We start from the raw sequence: 20,218 nt of genomic DNA on the forward strand, positions 1-20,218 counted from the left end.
TAAACAATGGTCCAATAATCGCTGAACCACCGTCCACATCTCCCTTCTCTCATCAACACTGTCAAAGATCAAAACCCCGATTTCTCAAGGCCCCGCAGGCGTTCGGAGCAGAGCGCCCCGCTGCGGTGAGGGCGGGTTATATGGACCACCGACCAACCTGTCAAACCCTTTATCAAAGTTTTTTCGAAGCTTTCTATTTCACCATTTCTGACCGCATTTGGAAAACAACAAAACTTAGCTGAAACCCTGTTTTTAGGGGCTTTTTCTGTCTCTCATGCTGCCTGTAATGTAAGGATGTGACGCAAGCGGCAAAATCGGGGCGGCCATTTTTTTTCTCACCCGCCCCACGCGCCCAATTTTTCTGGTCATAGCTGCATGGATGGGCTTGCATCTCTGCATGTTGGAAAATTCTATAGACCTGTCGAGACTTTTATATGGGGGACCGCAGATGAACCAAGTGCTGACAGATAAAGGGCTGGAAGAACGAAAGGCCGAGGCGCTTGCCCAATGGGAAGCGGAATGGCGGGCGATGGACTTTTCATGGGACGGTTTGGCCGATGCGGGCTGGGACTTGGGGGATCAGGCATTAGAGGCGCAAAGGCTGAAGCGCTGGCACGCGCCTGCCAACTTTCCGGGTGGTGGGGGAACCCATCCGTTAGGAAGATATAAATATGCCACCCTGCAAGACTATTGGCGCTGGAGCCTTGGAATCACCGACGACAACCCCACCCGCCTGTTGAGTGATGATGAGCTTCTTAAGATAGGGCTCCTTGAACGCGATGAGAATGGCAAGCTATGGCACGTTATTCACAGGAAAAGAACAGATGCCTTAAATCATCCATTTTTAAAAAAAGCGATATTTGCGCGCCTCGATCTAGGACAAAAACTAAAACAACACGACAATACTTCCTTGATTGATGACCCAGACACCAGACTTCAATTAATCGGAATAAAATGCAAATACATAAATTTTGTTTTTGATAAATATTGCGAAAAACACAACAAAACTACAAAAGAGATATTTGTAAATATAAATTGTTCTAAATTAGAAAATTTTAAAGTTAGAGAAATTGTTTTTGGTAAAAACTGCACTATATACAACACATTATTCTCTGGTGAATTAATAATAGAAAATTCATTAACATTTTTAAATATAAGTAAATGTCATATATTATGTAATTCAAAATTATCCTATGTAATTATAAAAAATGACTCAAATATTTACTCTAACATATTTTACGATGATTTAATAATTGCCAATTTTATATTATTAGCAAATAGGTTTTCTTCTGGAAACGAATTCTTATCTAAAATATCATTCATAAATAGTGAATTTGAAGGAGGAAATACGTTAAGTAATTTCATCTTTCACTCTGATGTAGACTTCTCAGAATTGAAATGTGGAGACGGGGTTGGTTTCAGTAATGTCGAATTTAAAGGCAATGTATGCTTTAGAGGCTGTCGCTTTGGTAAGAATGCCTCTTTCCGAAACGCTAAGTTCCAGAAAAGTGTAAGCTTTCACGAAACCACATTTGACGATCGCGCTTCGTTTGTGGAGGCGCAATTCAGTGGAAAAACAACATTCGAAGGGGCAGAGTTCAAAGGCGCCGCATTTTTTAAAAACTGTACCTTCCCCGAATCCCCCACCGACAATCTAAATATCTTTCGCGCCACCCGCTTTCGGGAACTGGCCAGTTTCAGGGATGTGGAGATTTCCAGCTTTGCAGCTTTCAATGAGGCCCGTTTTTCCAAAAGCCTTATTCTGCATGATCCGGGCGAAAAACGCGCAGCAGAGCTTTGGAAGAACGCATTAAATGCGGCCAAAGCGGAGGTTAAGGGGGAGGATAAAGCACGCGAAGCCTATTTTGGGGCATTGCAAGGCGGCTGCCGGGTTCTGAAACAGGAAATGGAAAAAATCGCGGACCAATCACGGGAACATCGTTATTTCCGTTATGAATTGATTGCGCGGCGGCACCGCACCGGAATCAGCTGGGCGGAAAAGGTGGCTAGCCAAATTTATGGGGCCTTATCCGACTATGGCCATTCCATAGGCCGGCCACTTCTTTGGCTTGGCGGGCTTTTTCTCCTGATGATTCTGGGCGTGTTTCTTATAGCTCCCATCGAGGCTGAGACACTGGGCTTTAACTTAACTGCATCGCCCCACCCTGTCCTTGCAGATTCTTTTGCGCTTTCCTGGCAAAATATTTTCAAGCCCGGCGCTGTTTGGGATGCCCGCTTCCCCGATACGGTGCCAGCCTTGGCTGCTGCCTTCCACGGCCCCGGCTTACCCCTTTGGCTAAAGAGTTTTTCTACCCTACAATCGGCTTTATCATTATTATTGATATTCCTTTCTGGCGTTGCAATCCGGCGAAAATTCCGCATCTCTTAAAGCCATAGGCAGGGAGTGCAGATTATGGACCAGCGATTAAAGCGGCTTGAGGGCTTGGCTCGTCTTCTGGATAGCCGCTTTCGTATTCCCGGCCTTGGGATACGGGTGGGGCTTGATGCAGTGATTGGCCTGATCCCCGGCATTGGCGATATGGCCATGGGGCTGGTGAGCGTTTATCTTGTGGCACAAGCGCTGGCTATGGGGGCGCGTAAACGGGTGATCGCCCAAATGCTGGCCAATATCGGCATCGACTTTATCATCGGGGCCATTCCCGTCATCGGGGATATTTTCGACATTGGCTTCAAGGCGAATAACCGCAATATCGCGCTTTTAAAACGGGACTTTGCACGGCACCGCCTGTAAGCGCCTTATATGTTTCTTATGCGCCCCGCTTAATCCTGATTGCGTGCATGGCGTTGCAAGCCCAACTCATCCAAGGCGGCGGCGTCGCGCTTTTTGGCTTCAAATTTTGCCTGCTCCAATTGCCGTTCGGCCAAAATCTCGAACTTCTTGAGCTCTTGAAACGCTGCGCGCACGATTTCTTCTTTATCCGCCCGTTCTGCATCGGCCTTGGCCCGCTGTTCTTGCAGCTTTGCCCGCTGGGCGAAACTGGCCGCCGCATAAGGGCCAAAGGAAAAGCCCGCAAGGGATTCCCCGGCAAAACCGCTTTCCTTATCAAGGGCGGCTTGCAGATTGGCGAGCCCCTGATCGATCTGGTCCACAACGCTTTGCGCCGCAGCAAGCTCTTTCCGGGCTTCATCCAGCCGCCATTTGGACAGGCGGATCATGCCATCCAGCCCTTTCATCCCTTCCTCCTCATGAGGCGAGAATTTCAGCCAGTTGCTGATAGCCATCGGCCAGCATGGTTTGTTCGTCCTTGCGCTGGTTCAAAAAGGCTTCCAGACGCGGCATCAGCTGAATCGCCCTATCCACCAATGGATCGGCCCCTTGGCGATAGGCGCCCAAGCGGATCATTTCTTCCATATCCACATAAGCCGCCAAGCTGGCCCGCGCCTCTCTCACCAGATTGTTTTCTTCATCGCTATTGCAGCCCGGCATGGTGCGCGACACCGATTTCAGCACATTGATGGCGGGATAGCGGCCCCGTTCGGCAATGGCCCGCTCCATCACAATATGCCCATCCAATATACCCCGCACCGCATCGGCCACCGGTTCATTATGGTCGTCGCCTTCCACCAGCACCGTAAACAGCCCGGTAATGGCTCCGGTTCCTTTTGGTCCCGGCCCTGCCCGTTCCAGCAATTTTGGCAGTTCGGTGAACACGGTCGGAGTATAGCCTTTGGTGGTGGGGGGCTCGCCGCCCGCAAGGCCGATTTCCCGCTGGGCCATGGCAAAGCGCGTGATGGAATCCATCAAGCACAGCACCTGTTTCCCACGGTCGCGGAAAAATTCCGACAAGGTGAGTGTGAGCCACGCCGCCTGACGACGCATCAGGGCGGACTCATCGGAGGTGGCCACAACCACAACCGAGCGCTTCAACCCCTCTTCGCCCAAATCGTCTTCGATAAATTCCTGAACCTCGCGCCCGCGTTCGCCGATCAGGCCAATCACCGACACATCGGCTTTGGTATAACGCGCCAGCATCGACATCAGAACCGATTTGCCAACACCGGATCCGGCAAAAATCCCCATGCGTTGGCCCGCGCAGCAAGACACAAAGCTGTTGAGCGCCCGCACGCCCAGATCCAGTTTTCCGCCAACCCTTTGCCGTTCATGGGCTGCGGGTGGGCGGGCACGCAACAAAGCCGGGCTGCTGCCTTGGAGCAACGGCCCTTTGCCATCCACCGGCTCACCAAAGGCATTCACCACCCGCCCAAGCCAGGCAGACGATGGATGAGCCGCCGGTTCTGTATCCCCCACATAGGCTTTGCAGCCAATCCCCACACCATCAAGCCCTGTGAAGGGCATCACCAAAGACCGCCCTTCCCCAAAGCCGATTACTTCACAATCGACCCGACGACCATCCCGCGCATCGATCACCACCCGCGATCCAACGGACAGGCTGTGTTCGGCTCCAGCCACTTCCACCAGCAAGCCCTGCACTGCCACAACCCTGCCATAACGGCGGTCCGGCTGGATTCGGTTGATTTCTGTATGCAAACTGTCAAGAGACGCGGTCATATCCATCCGATAAGATCAAGCGACAAGGGCGCGTGTTTCTTCAAGCCCGACTGTGGACGATTTTTCTTAAACCATCGTAAAGCATAAACCAAAAGCAGTCATAAGAAGATTGTGAATTGGTATCTTTTCAGTAAGGTTACGATTTGTTAAGCTTTGATTATTAACCTTCGTTAATGAGGGGTAGAGTTCGGATGGAAACATGCATCTGGACAGGGTTGGCGGCGATAGAACGCACGCTGCTGCGCCAGGGGAGAAAACCATGCGCGTACTTTTGATTGAAGACGATAGCTCGACGGCAAAAAGCATCGAATTGATGCTGACCACAGAGCGGTTTAATGTTTATACCACGGATCTGGGCGAGGAAGGCTTGGATCTGGGCAAATTATACGATTATGACATCATCATTCTTGATCTGAATCTGCCCGATATGCACGGCTATGATGTTCTGAAAAAGCTGCGCCTGTCAAAAGTGAACACACCGATCCTGATCTTATCGGGCCAATCGGAAATGGAAGACAAGGTGAAAGCCTTGGGCTTTGGGGCCGATGATTATCTGACCAAACCTTTCCATAAAGAAGAACTGATCGCCCGCATCCATGCCATTGTCCGGCGCTCCAAGGGCCATTCCCAATCGGTTATCAAAACCGGCCGCTTATCGGTCAATCTCGATACCAAAACGGTCGAGGTCCAAGGCAGCCGCGTGCATTTGACCGGCAAGGAATATGCCATGCTGGAACTGTTGTCCTTGCGCAAGGGCACCACCTTGACCAAGGAAATGTTCCTCAACCATCTTTATGGCGGGATCGACGAGCCGGAGCTCAAGATCATCGACGTGTTTATCTGCAAGCTGCGGAAAAAGCTCGCCTCTGCCACCGATGGCGACAACTATATCGAAACGGTGTGGGGCCGCGGCTATGTGCTGCGCGATCCGGAAGAATCAGCACCGGAAGAACCAGCCGCCCTTGCGGGCTAATAACGGCACAGATGTCAAAGGTGCAAGAGCACAGAAAAAACGGCGGGCAATACCCGCCGTTTTCTTATGGAGCAATTATGGCGCGGGCGACAATCAGGCTGTTTCAACCCTGAAGGTCAACCCCGCATTTTTGGTCAGGCGCGGGATCAATGCCTCTCCCATCGCGGCTGCCGGTGTCCAGATGCCACCTTTCAGATCAGGCAGGTCGTTCAACAGGCACAAGGCGCATTCGGTAATCATCTTTGATGTAGAGCCGTATCCCGGATCCCGATCCCCGCTGACCGAGACACGCACCGAGCGACCATCGTCCGCCTTTCCGATGAATAGCACATCATAAGAGCCGCTTTCGCGTTCTTCACGGCTTGGCCCCTCGCCCGGCTTCAAGCCATCTTCCTTCATCATGGATTTGTCTTCGGCCACCGCTTTGGCCACGGCCTCTCCTTGTTCGCCCGGCCCGGTCAGCAGCATTTCCTCATAGGTGAAGTCTTCGCCCCAAGGATGTCCCAAAAGCGCATGGCTGCGATGTATATTGCGGGTGTTAATGGCGGCCATGATAAAAGGCGCAGCCCAAGATCCGCAGTCTTCATCATAATAAGGCTTGGCTCCCGAAGGCTGGCGGACCCCTTCAAAGCCGGGGGTCAGCGCAAAAGGATTGCGCAAAAGATTTAAAATGTCCGGATCCTGCGCCGCGGCAGCCAATGTGGCTTTCAAGCTGGCTGCTGTGCCGCCGGAAAAGCTGCCTTTCATCTTGCGCACCCGACCTTTCACTGTCTTTACCGGAGCCCCCAGCGTTTTGCGGGCTTCCTTTTGTAAAAACAGCACGCCCAGATCGAAGGGAACCGAATCGAACCCGCAAGAGAAAACGATCCGCGCCCCGCTTTTCTGCGCCGTTTCAGCATGGGCATCGATCATCTGACGCATCCATGCCGGTTCACCGCACAGATCCACATAATCCGTCCCCGCATCGGCACAGGCTTTCACCAAAGCCGATCCATAAAGCTGATAAGGTCCAACAGTGGTCAGGATCAGGCGCGTCTGTTTGACCAGATCAACCAGCGTTTCCGGCTGCGATCCATCAGCGACAATAAGCGGGAAATCTTCGGGCAATCCCAGATCATCACGGGTCTTCGCCAGTTTTTCCAGATTTCGCCCGGCCATGGCCCAACGCGGACGCGGCCCCGCCCCATAAGTCGTAGCGATATATTCCGCAACCAGCTTCCCCGTGAAACCGGTGGCGCCATAAACAACAAGATCGAAACTACGCGGAGCGCTCATTTTGGGACCTTTCAATAAAGAGAAACGACAAACGGCCCTGTGCTCAACCGTCTTCCGGCGCAATGGTAAGACGCAAGCCGTCCAGCGCATCACTCACAGGAAGCTGGCAGGATAACCGTGACGTTTCTTTATAAACGGACGTATCGGAAACCAGTTCGTATTCGTCTTCTTCTTGTTCCGGCAATTTGGCCAGCCAATCGGCATCCACATAAACATGACAGGTGGCACAAGAACAGCAACCGCCACAGATGGCAGCCAGATCATCAATCCCGGCCGACCGGATAGATTCCATCACAGACGTTCCGGCACGCCCTTCGATCACATGCTCTTTGCCGGACCAATCCGTGACATAAAGTGTTGGCATTATTTCAGCTCCTTATTCTTCACCATATCCGCTTTGTTTTCGGGCAGGCCTCATCTGCACTGCCGCCATAATGACCGTGTTTATGGCCTGGGCGCTTTCGGGATCAAGCGCCGTTTCCTTCTTGTTTAAAAAAATATATATAGCGGTTCGCAAATGCGGCGCCGGATCATCGTCTTTTGGAAAAGGGATACCCAAAGCGCGGCCATGGCGGACCAATTCAAACTGCTGGGATTTTTCTGCGGCCAATTCTGCATCCTTGGCGGTGCGATATACCGGCTCCAACATCGGATTTGATGCGGCCATGGTTTTCAAGCGTCGGCGCAAGGCCCGCATCGGCGCAATGACCGTGCTCCGTATCTCATCGGTTTTTTCCATGAGAACCGCCATATCGCTGCGATCCAAAAGGCGCTGTCCGCTCACCACAAGATAACAGAGATAAAGCAGAATATTCACATCCGCCTCTTGCTTGTCTTGTAATGCAAGACAGGCAGGGGCCACCCCATCCTTTCCATAAAGGGACAGGGAAAAATCCCAGAATGCTTCGGCGTCTTTATCGATCATGGAAGGCCGGACCAGCGCTTGGCGAGATTGGCATCCAGACCAAACAAATCCAATACCCGGCCCACGCTATGATTGATCACATCATCCACCGTTTTGGGTCGGCCATAAAATCCCGGCATTGGCGGGGCAATAATGGCCCCCAATTGGGCCGCTTCATAAAACAGCTTGCAATGCCCCAGATGCAGCGGTGTTTCCCGTGGCATCAGCACCAGCTTACGACGCTCCTTCAGGCACACATCAGCCGCCCGGCTCAGCAAATCATCGGCATTGGAATGCACCACCGCCGACAAATTCTTCATCGAACATGCCGCGAATATCATGCCGTCCATAGGAAAAGACCCGCTGGCAATGCTCGCCGCCACATTGCCGATTTTATGCACTTCATCGGCAAGTGCCTCGACAGCTTTTGGCTCCCAATCGGTTTCAGCGCCAATGGTAATCTTGGCGGTGCGGCTCATCACCAGATGGGTTTCAACCTCTGGCATATGGCTAAGCGCTTCCAGAATCCGGATGCCGTAAATGGCCCCACTTGCGCCCCCGATACCAACAATCAGCTTCATCACAGGCGTTCCTCGGCAGAGCCGCAGACATGACATTCCATGAACCCGTCCACCGCCATCCGCACGTCATTTTCGATTTCAAAGGCATCGGGCACCGGACCATTCACACACAGGCGTTCAAAGATCCAGCGATGCAGAAGCTTCGACATAAACCAGTCCGCCGCCTCCCGGTCACCGCCTTTGATCTTGATGCCTTTGGCGCGTTGATCCGCCATGAAACCCGTCAACCAGCGGGAGGCCCGCACAGGCCCGCGCCGATAAAAAATCTCGCCCAATTCCGGCGCGCGCTTTGCTTCCGCAATCACGATACGGGCCAGATCGATATTTTTATCCGATGTGGCCAGTTTCAACAGATTCCGCGCAAACAGTATCAATCCTTCGCGCATATCCAGGCTTTGGTTATCCGGCAGATGCGAAATGGTTTCCAATTCGCTCATGGTGGATATGGCCACCGCTTCAAACAAAGCTTCCTTCGTTGGGAAATATCCATACAGCGTCGATTTTGACCCTCCGGCCAGCTTGACGATTTCATTGATACTGGCAGCTTTATAACCAACATCCAAAAAAACGGACCGTGCGGCCGCCAAAATCACATCTCTCTTTTGTGTCGACTTTCGCACCGAAGCGTAAGAGCCGGTCTCTGAATTCATTATGAAGCCCCTTCTATTCGCAGGAAAGAAGATCACAGAATTATGGCAAGGCTGCAACCATCTGTCCGCCGCCCACCCACAAACACCCCTTTGGAAACGATTTCATAGTCCTTGCATTTTATTGAACTGTACGGTACGTTACATGCACATCTGCACGTCGCAGCGGCCAAATATTGGCCATAAGACATTGTAGCGTTTACGAACCACGAACGGTGGCGCCAAAAGCATCACCCACCTTTCTAGGGGCTGCCATTCGTGGCGGCCTTTTTTTTGCCCCCCCCCTGATCAACAAGGCCTGCGCCGCAGTTCCACCAGAAGAGCTCCCGAACAAAAAAACACCTGGCCATTTCTGACCAAGTGCTTGATTTTATTGGAGGGCCGTCGGGGGTTCGAACCCCGGACCCGCTGATTAAGAGTCAGCTGCTCTACCACTGAGCTAACGGCCCGCAAACGATATCTACCCGTCAAATCCGAGTAAGGCGCGGTTCATACCCCATCGCCTTTCATCTGTCTAGCCCTCTGCACCTTATTTACAGTCCGGAAGCCGGGAGACATAAAAACGGGAATGGCCTAACAATTGCTAAACCATCCCCGTCTGTCGCTTTTAATGGTCGGAGCGGCGGGATTTGAACCCACGACCCCTACACCCCCAGTGTAGTGCGCTACCAGACTGCGCTACGCTCCGTAAGGCGACGGCCGCTCTTATAAGCGTGAACGGCCCATCGGTGCAACCATGAAAACGACTTTCTTGGATCGTTTTGTCAAAACATATGGGACGGTTCATCTGACTTTAGCTTTGCACTATAATTTCAGGTCGATCCTGCCTCTGTTCTTGCCCGCATCTTGATAACAGAATCGGCAATGATATGTTGCAAAACGTCAAGATCGACATCGGACAAGCGTTTGATATAAAGGCAAGATTTTCCTGTTTTCACAGGCCCGAGCTGTTTGAGTTTTTGTTGATAGCATTCAAAACCGGGCATTATATAAACAGATAAAGAGCCTTTGCGCGGGGAAAAGCCCGTCAGCATCCAGTCCCCCTCTCGCCCACTGGCATAACGATAATGGTATCGCCCAAAGCCGACAATCGCCTTGCCCCACATGATTGCTGGCTCGCCGGTAATGCGCTGCATCATCTCCAGCAGTATCCGGGCATCCGCTTTTTGTGCCGGACTCTCAAGGGACTCTAGAAATTGGTTTGGGGAGTGATCTGTCGGCTGTGTTTTGTTGGCCATAATAGCATCTCGCCCTTATTCACACGCAGCGGGGCTGAAAAGCAAAATCCCTTGGCCTTAATCCAAAAGGGCTCTCAATTCCCGAAGTTCAGCCAATATGTCGCCAAGTGTTTTTTTCGACAGACCAGCCGGTGCAGACTCACCCGGTTGAACAGCCTGGGCGGACAGGCCGGATGCGGCACCGGAAAACGACATATCAGGCTGCTGGTCAGCAGACAGTCCATCTTCGCCAGACGAAGCATCTTCACATGCGGCGCTTACAGCCTTCTCAGGATAGCCATGGTCCGAGTCTTGCCTCGCATCGTTCTGTGCTGCGTCTTTATCCGCATTCGCCAGTTCCGCGCCCTCATCTGCCCGGGAAGGCTCTAGAACCGACAGAACTGTCGCCCGCACCCCTTGTTCACGAAAGCGCTTTTGCACCCCCTTGATGGTGATGCCTTCTTCATAAAGCAGCGTTTTTATGGCGCATAAAAGGTCAATATCGGCAGGCCGATAATAGCGCCGGTTACCGCCCCGCTTCAGCGGGCGGATATGGGTAAAGCGCGTTTCCCAAAAGCGTAAAACATGCTGGGGAAGATCCAGAAGCTCCGATACCTCGCCAATGGTGCGAAAGGCCCGGTCGGACTTTTCATGATCCGCTTTTTCATGGCCAGCCTTCCCGTCAGCCACAGCCGCAGACCCATTGCCAGTGCGCGGCACTGGCACATCCGTTTTGCTTGATGTTTTTGGCATGTCAAGAGCCACGCGCCGTTCCTCCGGCTCAGGCTCCGCCTGCCCCCTTGAGCGAAGCGTTGATACGATCTTTCATCACCTGGCTGGGGCGAAATACCAGAACCCGGCGCGGGTCAATCGGCACTTCCTCGCCGGTTTTGGGATTGCGCCCGATGCGCCCGCCTTTGTCACGCAGAACAAAGCTGCCAAAAGATGATATTTTTACATTCTCACCAGCGATCAGGGCATCACTCACAGCATCCAGAACCTGTTCCACAAGATCGGAGGATTCATTGCGTGACAATCCCACTTCTTGATAAACTGCTTCTGATAATTCAGCCCGTGTGACGGTGTGCTTTGACATAGCCGTTCCCCTGAGATCCAGATGCTCACTTTAGGTCGCTAAAGACTATATGTCAATCAAGGTCTTAGCGCTATTTACCAAACTATATACGGAGATCTACCAGAATACCAGATCATCCTTACCAGCGCAGCAAACACGCCCCCCAGGTAAAGCCGCCGCCCATGGCCTCCAATAACAAAAGATCACCCCGCTTCACACGGCCATCGCGAACCGCTTCATCCAGCGCCAAAGGAATGGATGCGGCCGATGTATTGGCGTGGCGATCCACTGTAACAATGACTTTTTCAGCGGAAAGATTAAGCTTCTTGGCCGTTCCATCCAGAATCCGGCGATTGGCCTGATGGGGCACCAGCCAATCAATAGCAGACGACTCCAGCCCCACAGCCTGCAGCACCTCCTCCACCACAGCGGCCAGATTTACCACCGCATGGCGAAACACTTCCCGGCCTTTCATGCGCACATGGCCACTGGTGCCGGTAGAAGATGGCCCGCCATCCACATAAAGCATATCGTGGAAACGGCCATCGGAATGTAAGTGACTGCTTAAAATCCCTTGATCGCTTGCCTCTCCGGCGCCCTCTGCAGCTTCCAGAACCACAGCCCCTGCCCCGTCGCCAAACAACACGCAAGTGGTCCGGTCTTCATAATCAAGAATACGGGTAAAGGTTTCCGCCCCAATCACCAGTGCCCGCTTCACTTGCCCGGCCTTAATGAAATTATCAGCCGTTGCCAAAGCATAAACAAAGCCGGAACACACGGCTTGAAGATCAAAGGCAAAGCCTTTTGTCATGCCAAGAGCCGCTTGCACTGTGGTCGCCGTAGCGGGGAAGGTTTCATCCGGTGTTGCCGTAGCCACCACGATCAAATCCAGTTCATCCCCATCGATCCCGGCCATTTCCAGAGCACGTTTGGCGGCATTGATCGCCAGATCGGAGGTCTTTTCATCCGCATGGGCCACATGGCGCTGTCGGATACCCGTGCGCTCAACGATCCAGTCATCGCTGGTATCCACAATTTCGGTCATATCCTCGTTGGACATGATGCGTTTGGGCAGATAACTACCGCAGCCGCGAAGAACAGAGCGAATAACAGTCACCTGGACGAAGCCTCCTTATCAGGATTGGACAAAGGAGCCTCGTCCTCAACGGACTGACCCATAAAAACGCCACCAAGATCTTGAGTGATCAGATGGATAAGATTGTGTCGCGCCATATCGATCGCAACCCCAATGGCTGTTGCAAAACCCGATATTGACGCACCACCATGGCTTTTCACCACCAATCCATTCAACCCCAACATCACGGCACCATTATGATTGTTGGGATCAAGATGGGATCGCAAGCCATCCAATCCGCGCCGGGCCATCAGATAGCCCAGTTTCGCGCGGGTGGAGGATTGAAAGGCATCACGGACCAAGCTGCCAATAAGCCGGGCGGTGCCTTCCGCTGTTTTCAGGGCCACATTGCCGGTAAAGCCGTCTGTCACCACCACATCGGCACTGCCTGCCCCGATCATATCACCTTCGATGAATCCCGCAAATTCAAGCGGCAGATCGGAATTGCGCAAAATTTCCGCAGCTTCTTTAACCTCTTCATTCCCCTTCAGTTCTTCCACACCGATATTGAGAAGACTGAGCTTGGGCCGCTGAAGCCCCAAAACCGTGCGCGCAAAGGCTGCGCCCATTACCGAGAATTCCACGAGATTCGAGGCGTCACATTCCACATTGGCGCCCAGATCCAGCATCACACATTCGCCCTTATAGGTGGGCAAAAGGGACGCCAAAGCAGGCCGGTCAATGCTGGGAAGCGTACGCAGGATGAATTTTGCCAGCGCCATCAAGGCCCCGGTATTGCCCGCAGACACCGCCACATCCGCATCACCCGCCTTGACCGCCTCTATGGCCAGCGCCATGGAAGATTTCCGCCCTCGCCGCAAGGCCCGCGCAGGCTTGTCTTCGCTTGAAACCACATCGTCCGTATGGATCAGCGTACTGACCTGCGCCAATGCCGGAGAGGCATCGAGAAGGGGTTTGATTTCGGATTCACGGCCAAAGAAAAGAAACCGTGCTTCGGGAAAGCGCTCACGGGCAATTTCAGCCCCGTGCACGACAATCGCTGGCGCTTCGTCGCCGCCCATGGCGTCGAGCGCCACTGTCAGATGCTTATTCAATGATACCTATCCCGGTACACGTATTTCATATGCGCCAAAAGCCTGGCAAATGCCGAAAACAGCGCGGATCGCGCCTGCTTCATAGCAGTGTCGCAAAATACTGCCAAAATTTTCGGCTTCAAGCCTTGTCATAAAGTTTTTTAAGATCCGCAAATGGGTTGTCCGCTTTTTTCTGTGCCTCTTGATCCGCTTTCACCTGCGCTTCCGTTTTGATGATCGGGGGCAAATCAACGCCCGGCGCACGCGGAAAAGGATCAAGTGCCAAAGACACGGTCTGGGCCAGAATCTCGGCCACATCCACCGCCCCTTGTGTCAGAATGTCCACATCCTCTTCATCCACATCCACCACCATTTCATCGGCTTCCATCGGCAAAGGCGCGTCCAGAAAACGGATGGCAAACCTGTCATCAATATGGCTTTCCACCGGATCGAGGCTGATGGCGCATTTTTGCGTTACCTGTGCCGTTACAACCCCTTCGAGGCGGATGCCGTCCGGTATTTTCTGCGCCTCCACCTGACCTGACAAATGATCGATGGCGATCAGATCAAAGCGTTGGGCCAAATCAGAACGGGCATGTGCATCGGCCTCAAGCCGGATCGAAACCGGGCCATTTTCCACATCACGCAGGGTTACAATTTTGGTGAAGTCGCTCACGAGGTTACAGTCTCCTTGATAGGGTCGAGAAAGGCTATGGTGCCCGCGCACAAATCCTCATCAGAAAGGCCCTCCAGATGGGCCGCTTGCTTACGAATATAATGCGCCAGTCGCACGGGTGCATCCCCTTCAGGCGGTGTGCCGCGCCACACATTGCGGCCCAATGCCTCAATCAACGGGGCATCATCACGCGACTCAAGAGCCGCATCATAGGCTTTCAAGCGCCCGAAATAAGCCGAAGCCATTTCTTTTACATGGCGCCCCACAGCCAGATCGCCCACACCGATTTCACGCAAAGTGCGATCCAGATCGGCAAACAAGGCCTCTTGTAAAACCATTTGCACATCTGTGCAAAGGTCCTCGCTGGCATTCAGCCGGTCAAGCAACAAATATACATGTAAAACAACCATATCGAAACGACCGTCAAGGGTATCGGGAACCCCCAGATCGGTGTAAAACTCCGCCCGCCGCGCCTGTGCGACCGCATGGCTGTAAAGCGTAATCGCCCCCTCACGCCCCGCTGAAGGAGAAAACAGGTTTTTCAAAAATTTGATCAATGTCGACATGGTCCTGTTTGCAGACTTGACGGACTGGGTTGGAAGTGGCTGTATCTGCGATCATTCGCCGCTTGGCCTCAAAAGGTCAAGCAAAGGCTTTTTTCTTTTGCGGTGATTGCGTACATGACAGGCGTTCGGAAGATGTCCATTTTCAGAAATATGGCGGCAACGATCATCGTAGGAAGCCTGCTTTCTGCATGCACCACCGCTGTGCAAACGCGCGGCTATGTGGTGGATGAAGAACTGGCAGAGGCGATTTCCCCCGGTGTCGACAACCGCAATTCCGTACAGGAAATGATGGGGTCGCCCTCGATCACCAGTGCCTTCGGGGAAGAGATTTGGTACTATATTTCCCGCGACACAGTGACACGAGGCTTCATTGAAGAGCGGCCCTTGTCCCAATTGGTGATCGAGGTGCAATTCGACGATGGCGGCACCGTTGCCGATGTAAGGCGCTATGATCTGGCCGATTCTCAAGAAATCGACCCGCGCAATGCCATCACGCCGATCCGTGGCAAAACCCTCGGATTTTTCGAGCAATTATTACGCGGCATCGGGCGCGTTGGACCGGCTGGACCGGGCGGAGGCGGCCCGCCAGGCACCTGATCCTTCCCCATCTGCAGCCTGAAACCGCTTCAAGCGCCTATAGGCAAGCCGCAGGCCGAACAATAAACGCAAACAAAAAAACAAGCGCCCCGCACAAAATGCAGGGCGCTTTTTTCTTGGCCTTTAGAGTTTCGCTGTTGCTCCAGGCTTAGTGAGACAAGAAAGCCAGCAACAACAAAGCCACGATATTGGTGATCTTGATCATCGGGTTCACCGCAGGGCCGGCTGTATCCTTATAAGGATCGCCCACCGTGTCGCCGGTGACAGCGGCTTTATGGGCTTCCGAGCCTTTGCCGCCATGGTTGCCGTCTTCGATATATTTCTTGGCATTATCCCATGCCCCACCACCGGCAGTCATGGAAATCGCCACGAACAATCCAGACACGATCACCCCCAAAAGCAGCGCTCCCACAGCGGAAAAGGCCTGCGCCTGCCCTGCGATCTGGTTGATCACCACATATACGACAATCGGTGCCAGAACCGGCAACAAAGACGGCAAAATCATTTCCTTGATCGCCGCTTTGGTCAAAAGATCCACCGACCGTGCATAATCGGGCTTTTCGGTGCCCAGCATAATTCCCGGTTTTTCACGGAACTGGCGGCGCACCTCTTCCACCACAGCCCCACCGGCACGGCCCACAGCCGTCATGCCCATGGCCCCGAACAGATAGGGCAGCAAAGCCCCTAAAAACAGCCCCACAACCACATAAGGATTGGAAAGGCTGAAATCGACGGTCAAGCCAGAGAAATAGGTTTCGATATCCGCCGTATAGGCCGAAAACAAAACCAATGCGGCCAGTGCAGCCGACCCAATAGCATAGCCCTTGGTCACCGCCTTTGTGGTATTCCCCACCGCATCCAGCGCATCGGTGCGTTCTCGCACGCTATCGTCCAGATCGGCCATTTCCGCAATACCGCCGGCATTATCTGTCACCGGACCATAGGCATCCAGCGCCACCACCATGCCCGCCAAGGCCAGCATCGCCGTTGCGGCAAAGCCAAGCCCCAACACACCCGCAAGGCTGTAGGCGATAATAATTCCGGCAGAAATCACCAGAACCGGCAAAGCGGTCGCTTCCAATGAAACGGCAAGACCCTGAATGACATTGGTGGCATGCCCTGTTTCCGATGCCTTGGCGATGGAACGTACCGGCCGATAATCCGTCGAGGTGTAATATTCGGTGATAAAGATCAAAAGCCCGGTAACAGCCAAACCCACCACACCGCACAGATACAGATCCATACCGGTGAAGCTGCGGTCATCGGTGGAGAACACTTGCTGCAGGCCTTCGGCCCCAAGCGCCCAATCCATGGCGAAATAAATGGCAATCAATGACAAGAAGGTCGTCACGCCGAACCCCTTGTAAAGGGCCCCCATGATAGATTGCTTTGCCCCCAGTTTCACAAAGAACGTGCCGATGATCGACGTGACGATACACACGCCGCCGATAATCAGCGGCAAGGACATCAATTCGACCGCGCCGCCTTTCAAGAACAGCGCCGACAAAACCATGGTCGCGCCCACTGTCACCACATAGGTTTCAAACAAATCCGCGGCCATGCCAGCGCAATCACCCACATTATCCCCCACATTATCGGCGATCACGGCCGGATTGCGCGGGTCGTCTTCAGGGATACCGGCTTCCACCTTGCCCACAAGATCGGCCCCCACATCCGCACCTTTGGTGAAGATGCCGCCGCCAAGACGGGCGAAAATAGAAATCAACGATGCGCCAAAGCCCAAAGCCACAAGGCTATCGATCACGATACGGCTGGTGGCATCAAATCCCATGACATGGGTGAGGAAGGTATAATATCCAGCCACCGCCAAAAGGGCGAGACCGGCAACCAGCATGCCGGTGACTGCACCAGCGCGAAAGGCAATGGACAGCCCTTTTTGCAGGCTTTCCATAGCGCCCTGGGTGGTGCGCACATTGGCGCGTACGGAAATCAGCATGCCGATATAACCGGCAGCACCCGAAAGGACAGCCCCCAGAACAAAACCGATGGCAGGCCAAAGTTTGAGAAAAATGAACAACAAGACCGCCACGGCCACGCCCACCAGAGCAATGGCCCGATATTGGCGATTAAGATAAGCCCCCGCAGCAACCTGAATATATCCGGCAATTTCTTTCATCCGGTCATTCCCGGCCTCGGCGGACAGCACCGATCGGGTCGCCCAGATACCATAAACGATGGCAAGAATACCCCCCGCTATGGCCACATATAAAACTGGCATGAACGCTTCTCCCCTATATATGATCCAGTGAAACGCGCCAAAGGCACGGCCCATCTTTTTTATGCAGGCCCAAAAAGGGCCGCATGCCGCTGATTGTTTTTTATGCGGCTTTTGGATCAATTGAGCTTAGGGGCAGGTTTTTCCATGCGCAAGATGCCAAAAGACATCTGAACGCGTAAAATCAAAACCAAAACAAGGAAAAGCAGGGATCAAAGATTATTCAGGAACCCGCTGGGCATTGGTAATGCGCACATTCAGCACATGGCCCTTCCCCATCACCTGATGGGTCATTTCTAAAAGGCGATCATGGACCAGATCGAAATCCAGAGCGCCGGGACGATCGGTCTGCGTGGTCTGCCGGCTATTGAGATCGCGCAAAAAGCCATCGCGTAATTCCGGCAAACGTGCGGCCACATAGGACTGGTTGTCCGGGCCATCCACTTCAAACGCCAGATCCACCCACATATAGCCAAGAATCCGGTTATCATTATCGATCAAGGGCAAAGCAAAACGCCGCACCGGAACCACCAGAAGATCGATCTTCTTTTCCGCCTTTTCCTTGGCGGCCTGTGCCTGTTCTTCGATGGCGGCTTCATCTTGCACGCTTGCGCTCTCATCCCCGCCGGAAAGAAAGAAGAAAACCGCAGCTCCGCCGATCAGCACCCCGGCAACAATGCCCGCCACCAGAAAAAGCAGCCCCCGCGGACGACCACCCGCTTCCAATTCCACCGCGTCTTTTTCTGCCATTACCGTTTTCTCCGCTTCTTCTTAATGATCATGCGATCATCTGTTTATGGTATCAAGGATGCCGAAAGCCGCCCGCTCCCCACGCCCGGCTTGTGCTGTCTTCTTCCACCACAATCACCGCATCGCCCTTTTCCACACTACCAATGTCCATAATCGGCACATTGGCCGATTTTGCGGCAGCCTTTATCGCATCGGCATTTTCTGGCGGCGCGGTAAAGGCCAGCTCATAATCATCGCCGCCGGTCAGCACCGTTCGCAATAGATCGGGGTTATCCGCAAGCATATGTCGCGCGGCATCAGACAAAGGCAGGCGGCGCGCCTCAATGCGCATCCCCACCCGGCTTTGCGCACATATATGGCCCAGATCGGCAATCAATCCATCGGAAATATCGAGGGCCGCACTGGCAAGGCCCACAAGATTCGCGCCCAAGGCCAAGCGCGGCAAAGGCACATGATAGCGACGGACCAGCGCCGCATCAGAGGGACAGTCCCCCATAAGGCATTTAAGGCCAAGAGCCGCATCACCAATGGTGCCGCTTACAAAAACCAGATCCCCCGGCTTGGCACCGTTCCTGCGCAGGGCCTGTCCTTTTTCCACATATCCAATGGCGGTCAATGACAAAACAAGTTTGCCCGCCCCGGATACCGTATCGCCTCCATAAAGGGCGATGCCGAATTTTTTCTGATCTTCCAAAAGCCCCTTGGAAAGCTCTGTGGCAAGGCCGCTATCCAATGTATCCGGAAAGGCCAGGCCCAACAAATAGCCCAAAGGCTTTGCCCCCATGGCCGCCAGATCGGACAGGTTCACCCGCAATAATTTGCGCGCCACCAGATCCATTGGGTCGTTGGAGAAAAAATGCCGCCCCGACACCATCATGTCTTTGGTGACCACCAGATCATAGCCATCGGGCGGTGAAAAAAGAGCCGCATCATCTCCCAAACCTAGGGCGGGAGAGCCGCTTGTGGTCAAGCGGGAAAAAATGCTGTCGATCAGAGAAAATTCATCCATCCGTCAAATCCCCGATCCAAACCCGCCTTGTTTTCGCGCTCTTGGCGAAAAAGCTCAGGACCGGATATCGCGGGCCAGCCGGTCCAGCACTCCATTGGCGAAAGCCGGCTCTGCCCCGTCAAAAAAGGCATGGGCCACATCCATATATTCATTGATGACCACAGCCGTGGGCACATCGGGACGCGCGGTCAGTTCATAGGTGGCGGCACGCAGGATCGCCCGCAACACCGATTCCAGCCGATCCAGCGGCCAATTGGCAGCCAATGCGCCTTTCAGCTTGTCATCGATGCTGTGCACCTGTTCGATGGTTCCCAGCACAATATCGGCGAACAGATTCTGGTCCGCATCCGCATATTGATCGCCTTCGATTTCCCGCCCCAAACGAAAGGCGCGAAATTCTGTGACCACATGGCGTGGATCGGCATCGGGATTGTGCTCAAGCTGATAAAGTGCCTGAACCGCACCAAGCCGCGCCGCTGAACGCGCCCCACCGGATGGCTTCTTTCCCTTGCGGGGCCGTGCCGGGCCTTGTGCGGCTTGCTTTTCGGTCATGCCTTCACTCCAAAACGCCGTTTCAAACCCGCCATTGCCAACGCCGCTTCACTGGCGGCACGGCCTTTATTGCCGCGCTTGCGATCGGCCCGGGCCCATGCCTGATCGCCATTTTCCACGGTCAATATGCCATAGCCTATGGCCAAATGGTCGCGGATAGCCAGATCTTGCAAGCCCCGCGCACTTTCCCCGCACACATAATCATAGTGGCTGGTTTCGCCACGAATAACGACACCCAAAGCCACATAGGCATCATAGCGCGGGCCGGTGCCGTTTTTCCTCGCTTGATCGGCAAAGGCGATAGCGGCAGGAATTTCAAACGCGCCGGGAACCTGAATACGGTCCACATGCACGCCCTTGGCGCTTAAAAATTCTGCGGCGCCAGCATAAAGCTCATCGGCGAGGTCTTCGTAAAAGCGCGCTTCTACGATCAATAGGTTCAAGGGGTCTGCCATTATGT

At 53.6% G+C, this 20,218-nt stretch carries 24 protein-coding genes and 2 tRNA genes; 5 read left to right on the forward strand and 21 right to left on the reverse strand.

The window, feature by feature from the left end; translation table 11 throughout:
* The 3 genes from IEX96_RS14125 to IEX96_RS12470 form a co-directional block, all read left to right on the forward strand.
* Positions 1-242 (forward strand): hypothetical protein (locus IEX96_RS14125; RefSeq protein ID WP_229773728.1); only part of this gene is annotated, 242 nt, incomplete at its 5' end.
* A 206-nt stretch (positions 243-448) separates the two neighbouring features.
* Positions 449-2,389, forward strand: a complete 1,941-nt coding sequence (locus IEX96_RS12465; protein WP_188874028.1) for a pentapeptide repeat-containing protein — start codon at positions 449-451, stop codon at positions 2,387-2,389.
* A gap of 24 nt (positions 2,390-2,413) precedes the next feature.
* Positions 2,414-2,752 carry a DUF4112 domain-containing protein gene (locus tag IEX96_RS12470; protein ID WP_150006090.1) on the forward strand — a complete coding sequence of 113 codons (339 nt, stop codon included), beginning with the start codon at positions 2,414-2,416 and terminating at the stop codon, positions 2,750-2,752.
* Positions 2,753-2,781: 29 nt separating this feature from the next.
* Here the strand turns inward: IEX96_RS12470 and IEX96_RS12475 are convergent, their stop codons facing one another.
* Positions 2,782-3,195: a flagellar FliJ family protein gene (locus tag IEX96_RS12475; RefSeq protein WP_150006089.1), complete on the reverse strand. Its 414-nt coding sequence runs from the start codon at positions 3,193-3,195 to the stop codon at positions 2,782-2,784.
* 10 nt (positions 3,196-3,205) lie between these two features.
* Positions 3,206-4,531, reverse strand: a complete 1,326-nt coding sequence (gene fliI / locus IEX96_RS12480) for a flagellar protein export ATPase FliI (RefSeq protein ID WP_150006088.1) — start codon at positions 4,529-4,531, stop codon at positions 3,206-3,208.
* A 259-nt stretch (positions 4,532-4,790) separates the two neighbouring features.
* Here fliI and ctrA point away from each other — a divergent pair, with 259 nt between their 5' ends.
* Complete coding sequence (ctrA, locus tag IEX96_RS12485) at positions 4,791-5,504, forward strand: response regulator transcription factor CtrA (RefSeq protein ID WP_150006087.1); 714 nt, start codon at positions 4,791-4,793, stop codon at positions 5,502-5,504.
* Between the two features lie 93 nt (positions 5,505-5,597).
* Here the strand turns inward: ctrA and IEX96_RS12490 are convergent, their stop codons facing one another.
* The 14 genes from IEX96_RS12490 to IEX96_RS12555 all read right to left on the reverse strand — a co-directional run bounded on the left by IEX96_RS12490 (position 5,598) and on the right by IEX96_RS12555 (position 14,614).
* Entirely contained in the window at positions 5,598-6,779 is a 1,182-nt protein-coding gene (locus IEX96_RS12490; RefSeq protein WP_150006086.1) for a saccharopine dehydrogenase family protein, read from the reverse strand.
* A 43-nt stretch (positions 6,780-6,822) separates the two neighbouring features.
* Entirely contained in the window at positions 6,823-7,143 is a 321-nt protein-coding gene (locus IEX96_RS12495; RefSeq protein ID WP_150006085.1) for a 2Fe-2S iron-sulfur cluster-binding protein, read from the reverse strand.
* Between the two features lie 12 nt (positions 7,144-7,155).
* The gene (locus IEX96_RS12500) at positions 7,156-7,704 is read right to left on the reverse strand and encodes a TIGR02444 family protein (RefSeq protein WP_150006084.1); all 549 of its coding nucleotides are present in this window, start codon (positions 7,702-7,704) and stop codon (positions 7,156-7,158) included.
* A complete protein-coding gene (locus IEX96_RS12505) occupies positions 7,701-8,267 on the reverse strand; it encodes a UbiX family flavin prenyltransferase (protein ID WP_150006083.1) in 567 nt (188 codons plus the stop codon). Before IEX96_RS12505 ends, IEX96_RS12500 begins: the two co-directional genes overlap by 4 nt.
* Positions 8,264-8,914 (reverse strand): TetR/AcrR family transcriptional regulator, encoded by a 651-nt coding sequence (locus IEX96_RS12510; protein ID WP_188874029.1) that lies wholly within the window; start codon positions 8,912-8,914, stop codon positions 8,264-8,266. The genes IEX96_RS12505 and IEX96_RS12510 overlap by 4 nt, the downstream gene beginning before the upstream one ends.
* A gap of 371 nt (positions 8,915-9,285) precedes the next feature.
* Positions 9,286-9,360, reverse strand: a tRNA-Lys gene (locus IEX96_RS12515).
* 162 nt (positions 9,361-9,522) lie between these two features.
* Positions 9,523-9,599: transfer RNA gene (locus IEX96_RS12520), tRNA-Pro, on the reverse strand.
* Between the two features lie 124 nt (positions 9,600-9,723).
* The gene (locus IEX96_RS12525; protein WP_150006081.1) at positions 9,724-10,149 is read right to left on the reverse strand and encodes a DUF1801 domain-containing protein; all 426 of its coding nucleotides are present in this window, start codon (positions 10,147-10,149) and stop codon (positions 9,724-9,726) included.
* A 57-nt stretch (positions 10,150-10,206) separates the two neighbouring features.
* The gene (locus IEX96_RS12530; RefSeq protein WP_229773729.1) at positions 10,207-10,893 is read right to left on the reverse strand and encodes a MerR family transcriptional regulator; all 687 of its coding nucleotides are present in this window, start codon (positions 10,891-10,893) and stop codon (positions 10,207-10,209) included.
* Positions 10,894-10,909: 16 nt separating this feature from the next.
* Complete coding sequence (locus IEX96_RS12535; protein ID WP_150000470.1) at positions 10,910-11,224, reverse strand: integration host factor subunit alpha; 315 nt, start codon at positions 11,222-11,224, stop codon at positions 10,910-10,912.
* Positions 11,225-11,342: 118 nt separating this feature from the next.
* Complete coding sequence (locus IEX96_RS12540) at positions 11,343-12,320, reverse strand: beta-ketoacyl-ACP synthase III (protein ID WP_150006080.1); 978 nt, start codon at positions 12,318-12,320, stop codon at positions 11,343-11,345.
* On the reverse strand, positions 12,317-13,393 hold the full coding sequence (plsX, locus tag IEX96_RS12545) for a phosphate acyltransferase PlsX (RefSeq protein ID WP_150006079.1): 1,077 nt from the start codon (positions 13,391-13,393) through the stop codon (positions 12,317-12,319). The genes IEX96_RS12540 and plsX overlap by 4 nt, the downstream gene beginning before the upstream one ends.
* A gap of 118 nt (positions 13,394-13,511) precedes the next feature.
* Positions 13,512-14,048, reverse strand: a complete 537-nt coding sequence (locus IEX96_RS12550) for a YceD family protein (protein ID WP_188874030.1) — start codon at positions 14,046-14,048, stop codon at positions 13,512-13,514.
* Positions 14,045-14,614, reverse strand: coding sequence for a ubiquinol-cytochrome C chaperone family protein (locus IEX96_RS12555; RefSeq protein ID WP_150006077.1), 570 nt, complete (start codon positions 14,612-14,614; stop codon positions 14,045-14,047). The genes IEX96_RS12550 and IEX96_RS12555 overlap by 4 nt, the downstream gene beginning before the upstream one ends.
* A 132-nt stretch (positions 14,615-14,746) precedes the next feature.
* On the opposite strand from IEX96_RS12555, the gene IEX96_RS12560 reads away from it, so the two are divergent.
* Positions 14,747-15,211: an outer membrane protein assembly factor BamE gene (locus IEX96_RS12560; RefSeq protein WP_188874031.1), complete on the forward strand. Its 465-nt coding sequence runs from the start codon at positions 14,747-14,749 to the stop codon at positions 15,209-15,211.
* A 148-nt stretch (positions 15,212-15,359) separates the two neighbouring features.
* Here the strand turns inward: IEX96_RS12560 and IEX96_RS12565 are convergent, their stop codons facing one another.
* The 5 genes from IEX96_RS12565 to ribH all read right to left on the reverse strand — a co-directional run bounded on the left by IEX96_RS12565 (position 15,360) and on the right by ribH (position 20,213).
* Complete coding sequence (locus IEX96_RS12565) at positions 15,360-17,450, reverse strand: sodium-translocating pyrophosphatase (protein WP_150006075.1); 2,091 nt, start codon at positions 17,448-17,450, stop codon at positions 15,360-15,362.
* 216 nt (positions 17,451-17,666) lie between these two features.
* Positions 17,667-18,197, reverse strand: a complete 531-nt coding sequence (locus IEX96_RS12570) for a flagellar basal body-associated FliL family protein (protein ID WP_150006074.1) — start codon at positions 18,195-18,197, stop codon at positions 17,667-17,669.
* Positions 18,198-18,249: 52 nt separating this feature from the next.
* Entirely contained in the window at positions 18,250-19,206 is a 957-nt protein-coding gene (gene thiL, locus IEX96_RS12575; RefSeq protein WP_150006073.1) for a thiamine-phosphate kinase, read from the reverse strand.
* A 54-nt stretch (positions 19,207-19,260) separates the two neighbouring features.
* Positions 19,261-19,758, reverse strand: coding sequence for a transcription antitermination factor NusB (gene nusB, locus IEX96_RS12580; protein WP_150006072.1), 498 nt, complete (start codon positions 19,756-19,758; stop codon positions 19,261-19,263).
* Complete coding sequence (ribH, locus tag IEX96_RS12585) at positions 19,755-20,213, reverse strand: 6,7-dimethyl-8-ribityllumazine synthase (RefSeq protein WP_150006071.1); 459 nt, start codon at positions 20,211-20,213, stop codon at positions 19,755-19,757. The genes nusB and ribH overlap by 4 nt, the downstream gene beginning before the upstream one ends.
* Between the last annotated feature and the right edge of the window lie 5 nt (positions 20,214-20,218).

Source organism: Iodidimonas muriae, assembly GCF_014647255.1.
GTDB lineage: Bacteria > Pseudomonadota > Alphaproteobacteria > Sphingomonadales > Rhodothalassiaceae > Iodidimonas > Iodidimonas muriae.

What these genes read in the sequence shown, in the direction of transcription:
- IEX96_RS12465 (WP_188874028.1), top strand. Translation starts at nt 449, where the DNA reads ATGAACCAAGTGCTGACAGATAAAGGGCTGGAAGAACGAAAGGCCGAG.
- nusB (WP_150006072.1), bottom strand. Translation starts at nt 19,758, where the DNA reads ATGACCGAAAAGCAAGCCGCACAAGGCCCGGCACGGCCCCGCAAGGGA.
- fliI (WP_150006088.1), bottom strand. Translation starts at nt 4,531, where the DNA reads ATGACCGCGTCTCTTGACAGTTTGCATACAGAAATCAACCGAATCCAG.
- thiL (WP_150006073.1), bottom strand. Translation starts at nt 19,206, where the DNA reads ATGGATGAATTTTCTCTGATCGACAGCATTTTTTCCCGCTTGACCACA.
- IEX96_RS12535 (WP_150000470.1), bottom strand. Translation starts at nt 11,224, where the DNA reads ATGTCAAAGCACACCGTCACACGGGCTGAATTATCAGAAGCAGTTTAT.
- IEX96_RS12510 (WP_188874029.1), bottom strand. Translation starts at nt 8,914, where the DNA reads ATGAATTCAGAGACCGGCTCTTACGCTTCGGTGCGAAAGTCGACACAA.
- IEX96_RS12490 (WP_150006086.1), bottom strand. Translation starts at nt 6,779, where the DNA reads ATGAGCGCTCCGCGTAGTTTCGATCTTGTTGTTTATGGCGCCACCGGT.
- IEX96_RS12495 (WP_150006085.1), bottom strand. Translation starts at nt 7,143, where the DNA reads ATGCCAACACTTTATGTCACGGATTGGTCCGGCAAAGAGCATGTGATC.
- IEX96_RS12500 (WP_150006084.1), bottom strand. Translation starts at nt 7,704, where the DNA reads ATGATCGATAAAGACGCCGAAGCATTCTGGGATTTTTCCCTGTCCCTT.
- IEX96_RS12470 (WP_150006090.1), top strand. Translation starts at nt 2,414, where the DNA reads ATGGACCAGCGATTAAAGCGGCTTGAGGGCTTGGCTCGTCTTCTGGAT.
- IEX96_RS12565 (WP_150006075.1), bottom strand. Translation starts at nt 17,450, where the DNA reads ATGCCAGTTTTATATGTGGCCATAGCGGGGGGTATTCTTGCCATCGTT.
- IEX96_RS12560 (WP_188874031.1), top strand. Translation starts at nt 14,747, where the DNA reads ATGTCCATTTTCAGAAATATGGCGGCAACGATCATCGTAGGAAGCCTG.
- ribH (WP_150006071.1), bottom strand. Translation starts at nt 20,213, where the DNA reads ATGGCAGACCCCTTGAACCTATTGATCGTAGAAGCGCGCTTTTACGAA.
- ctrA (WP_150006087.1), top strand. Translation starts at nt 4,791, where the DNA reads ATGCGCGTACTTTTGATTGAAGACGATAGCTCGACGGCAAAAAGCATC.
- IEX96_RS12475 (WP_150006089.1), bottom strand. Translation starts at nt 3,195, where the DNA reads ATGAAAGGGCTGGATGGCATGATCCGCCTGTCCAAATGGCGGCTGGAT.
- IEX96_RS12570 (WP_150006074.1), bottom strand. Translation starts at nt 18,197, where the DNA reads ATGGCAGAAAAAGACGCGGTGGAATTGGAAGCGGGTGGTCGTCCGCGG.
- IEX96_RS12555 (WP_150006077.1), bottom strand. Translation starts at nt 14,614, where the DNA reads ATGTCGACATTGATCAAATTTTTGAAAAACCTGTTTTCTCCTTCAGCG.
- IEX96_RS12525 (WP_150006081.1), bottom strand. Translation starts at nt 10,149, where the DNA reads ATGGCCAACAAAACACAGCCGACAGATCACTCCCCAAACCAATTTCTA.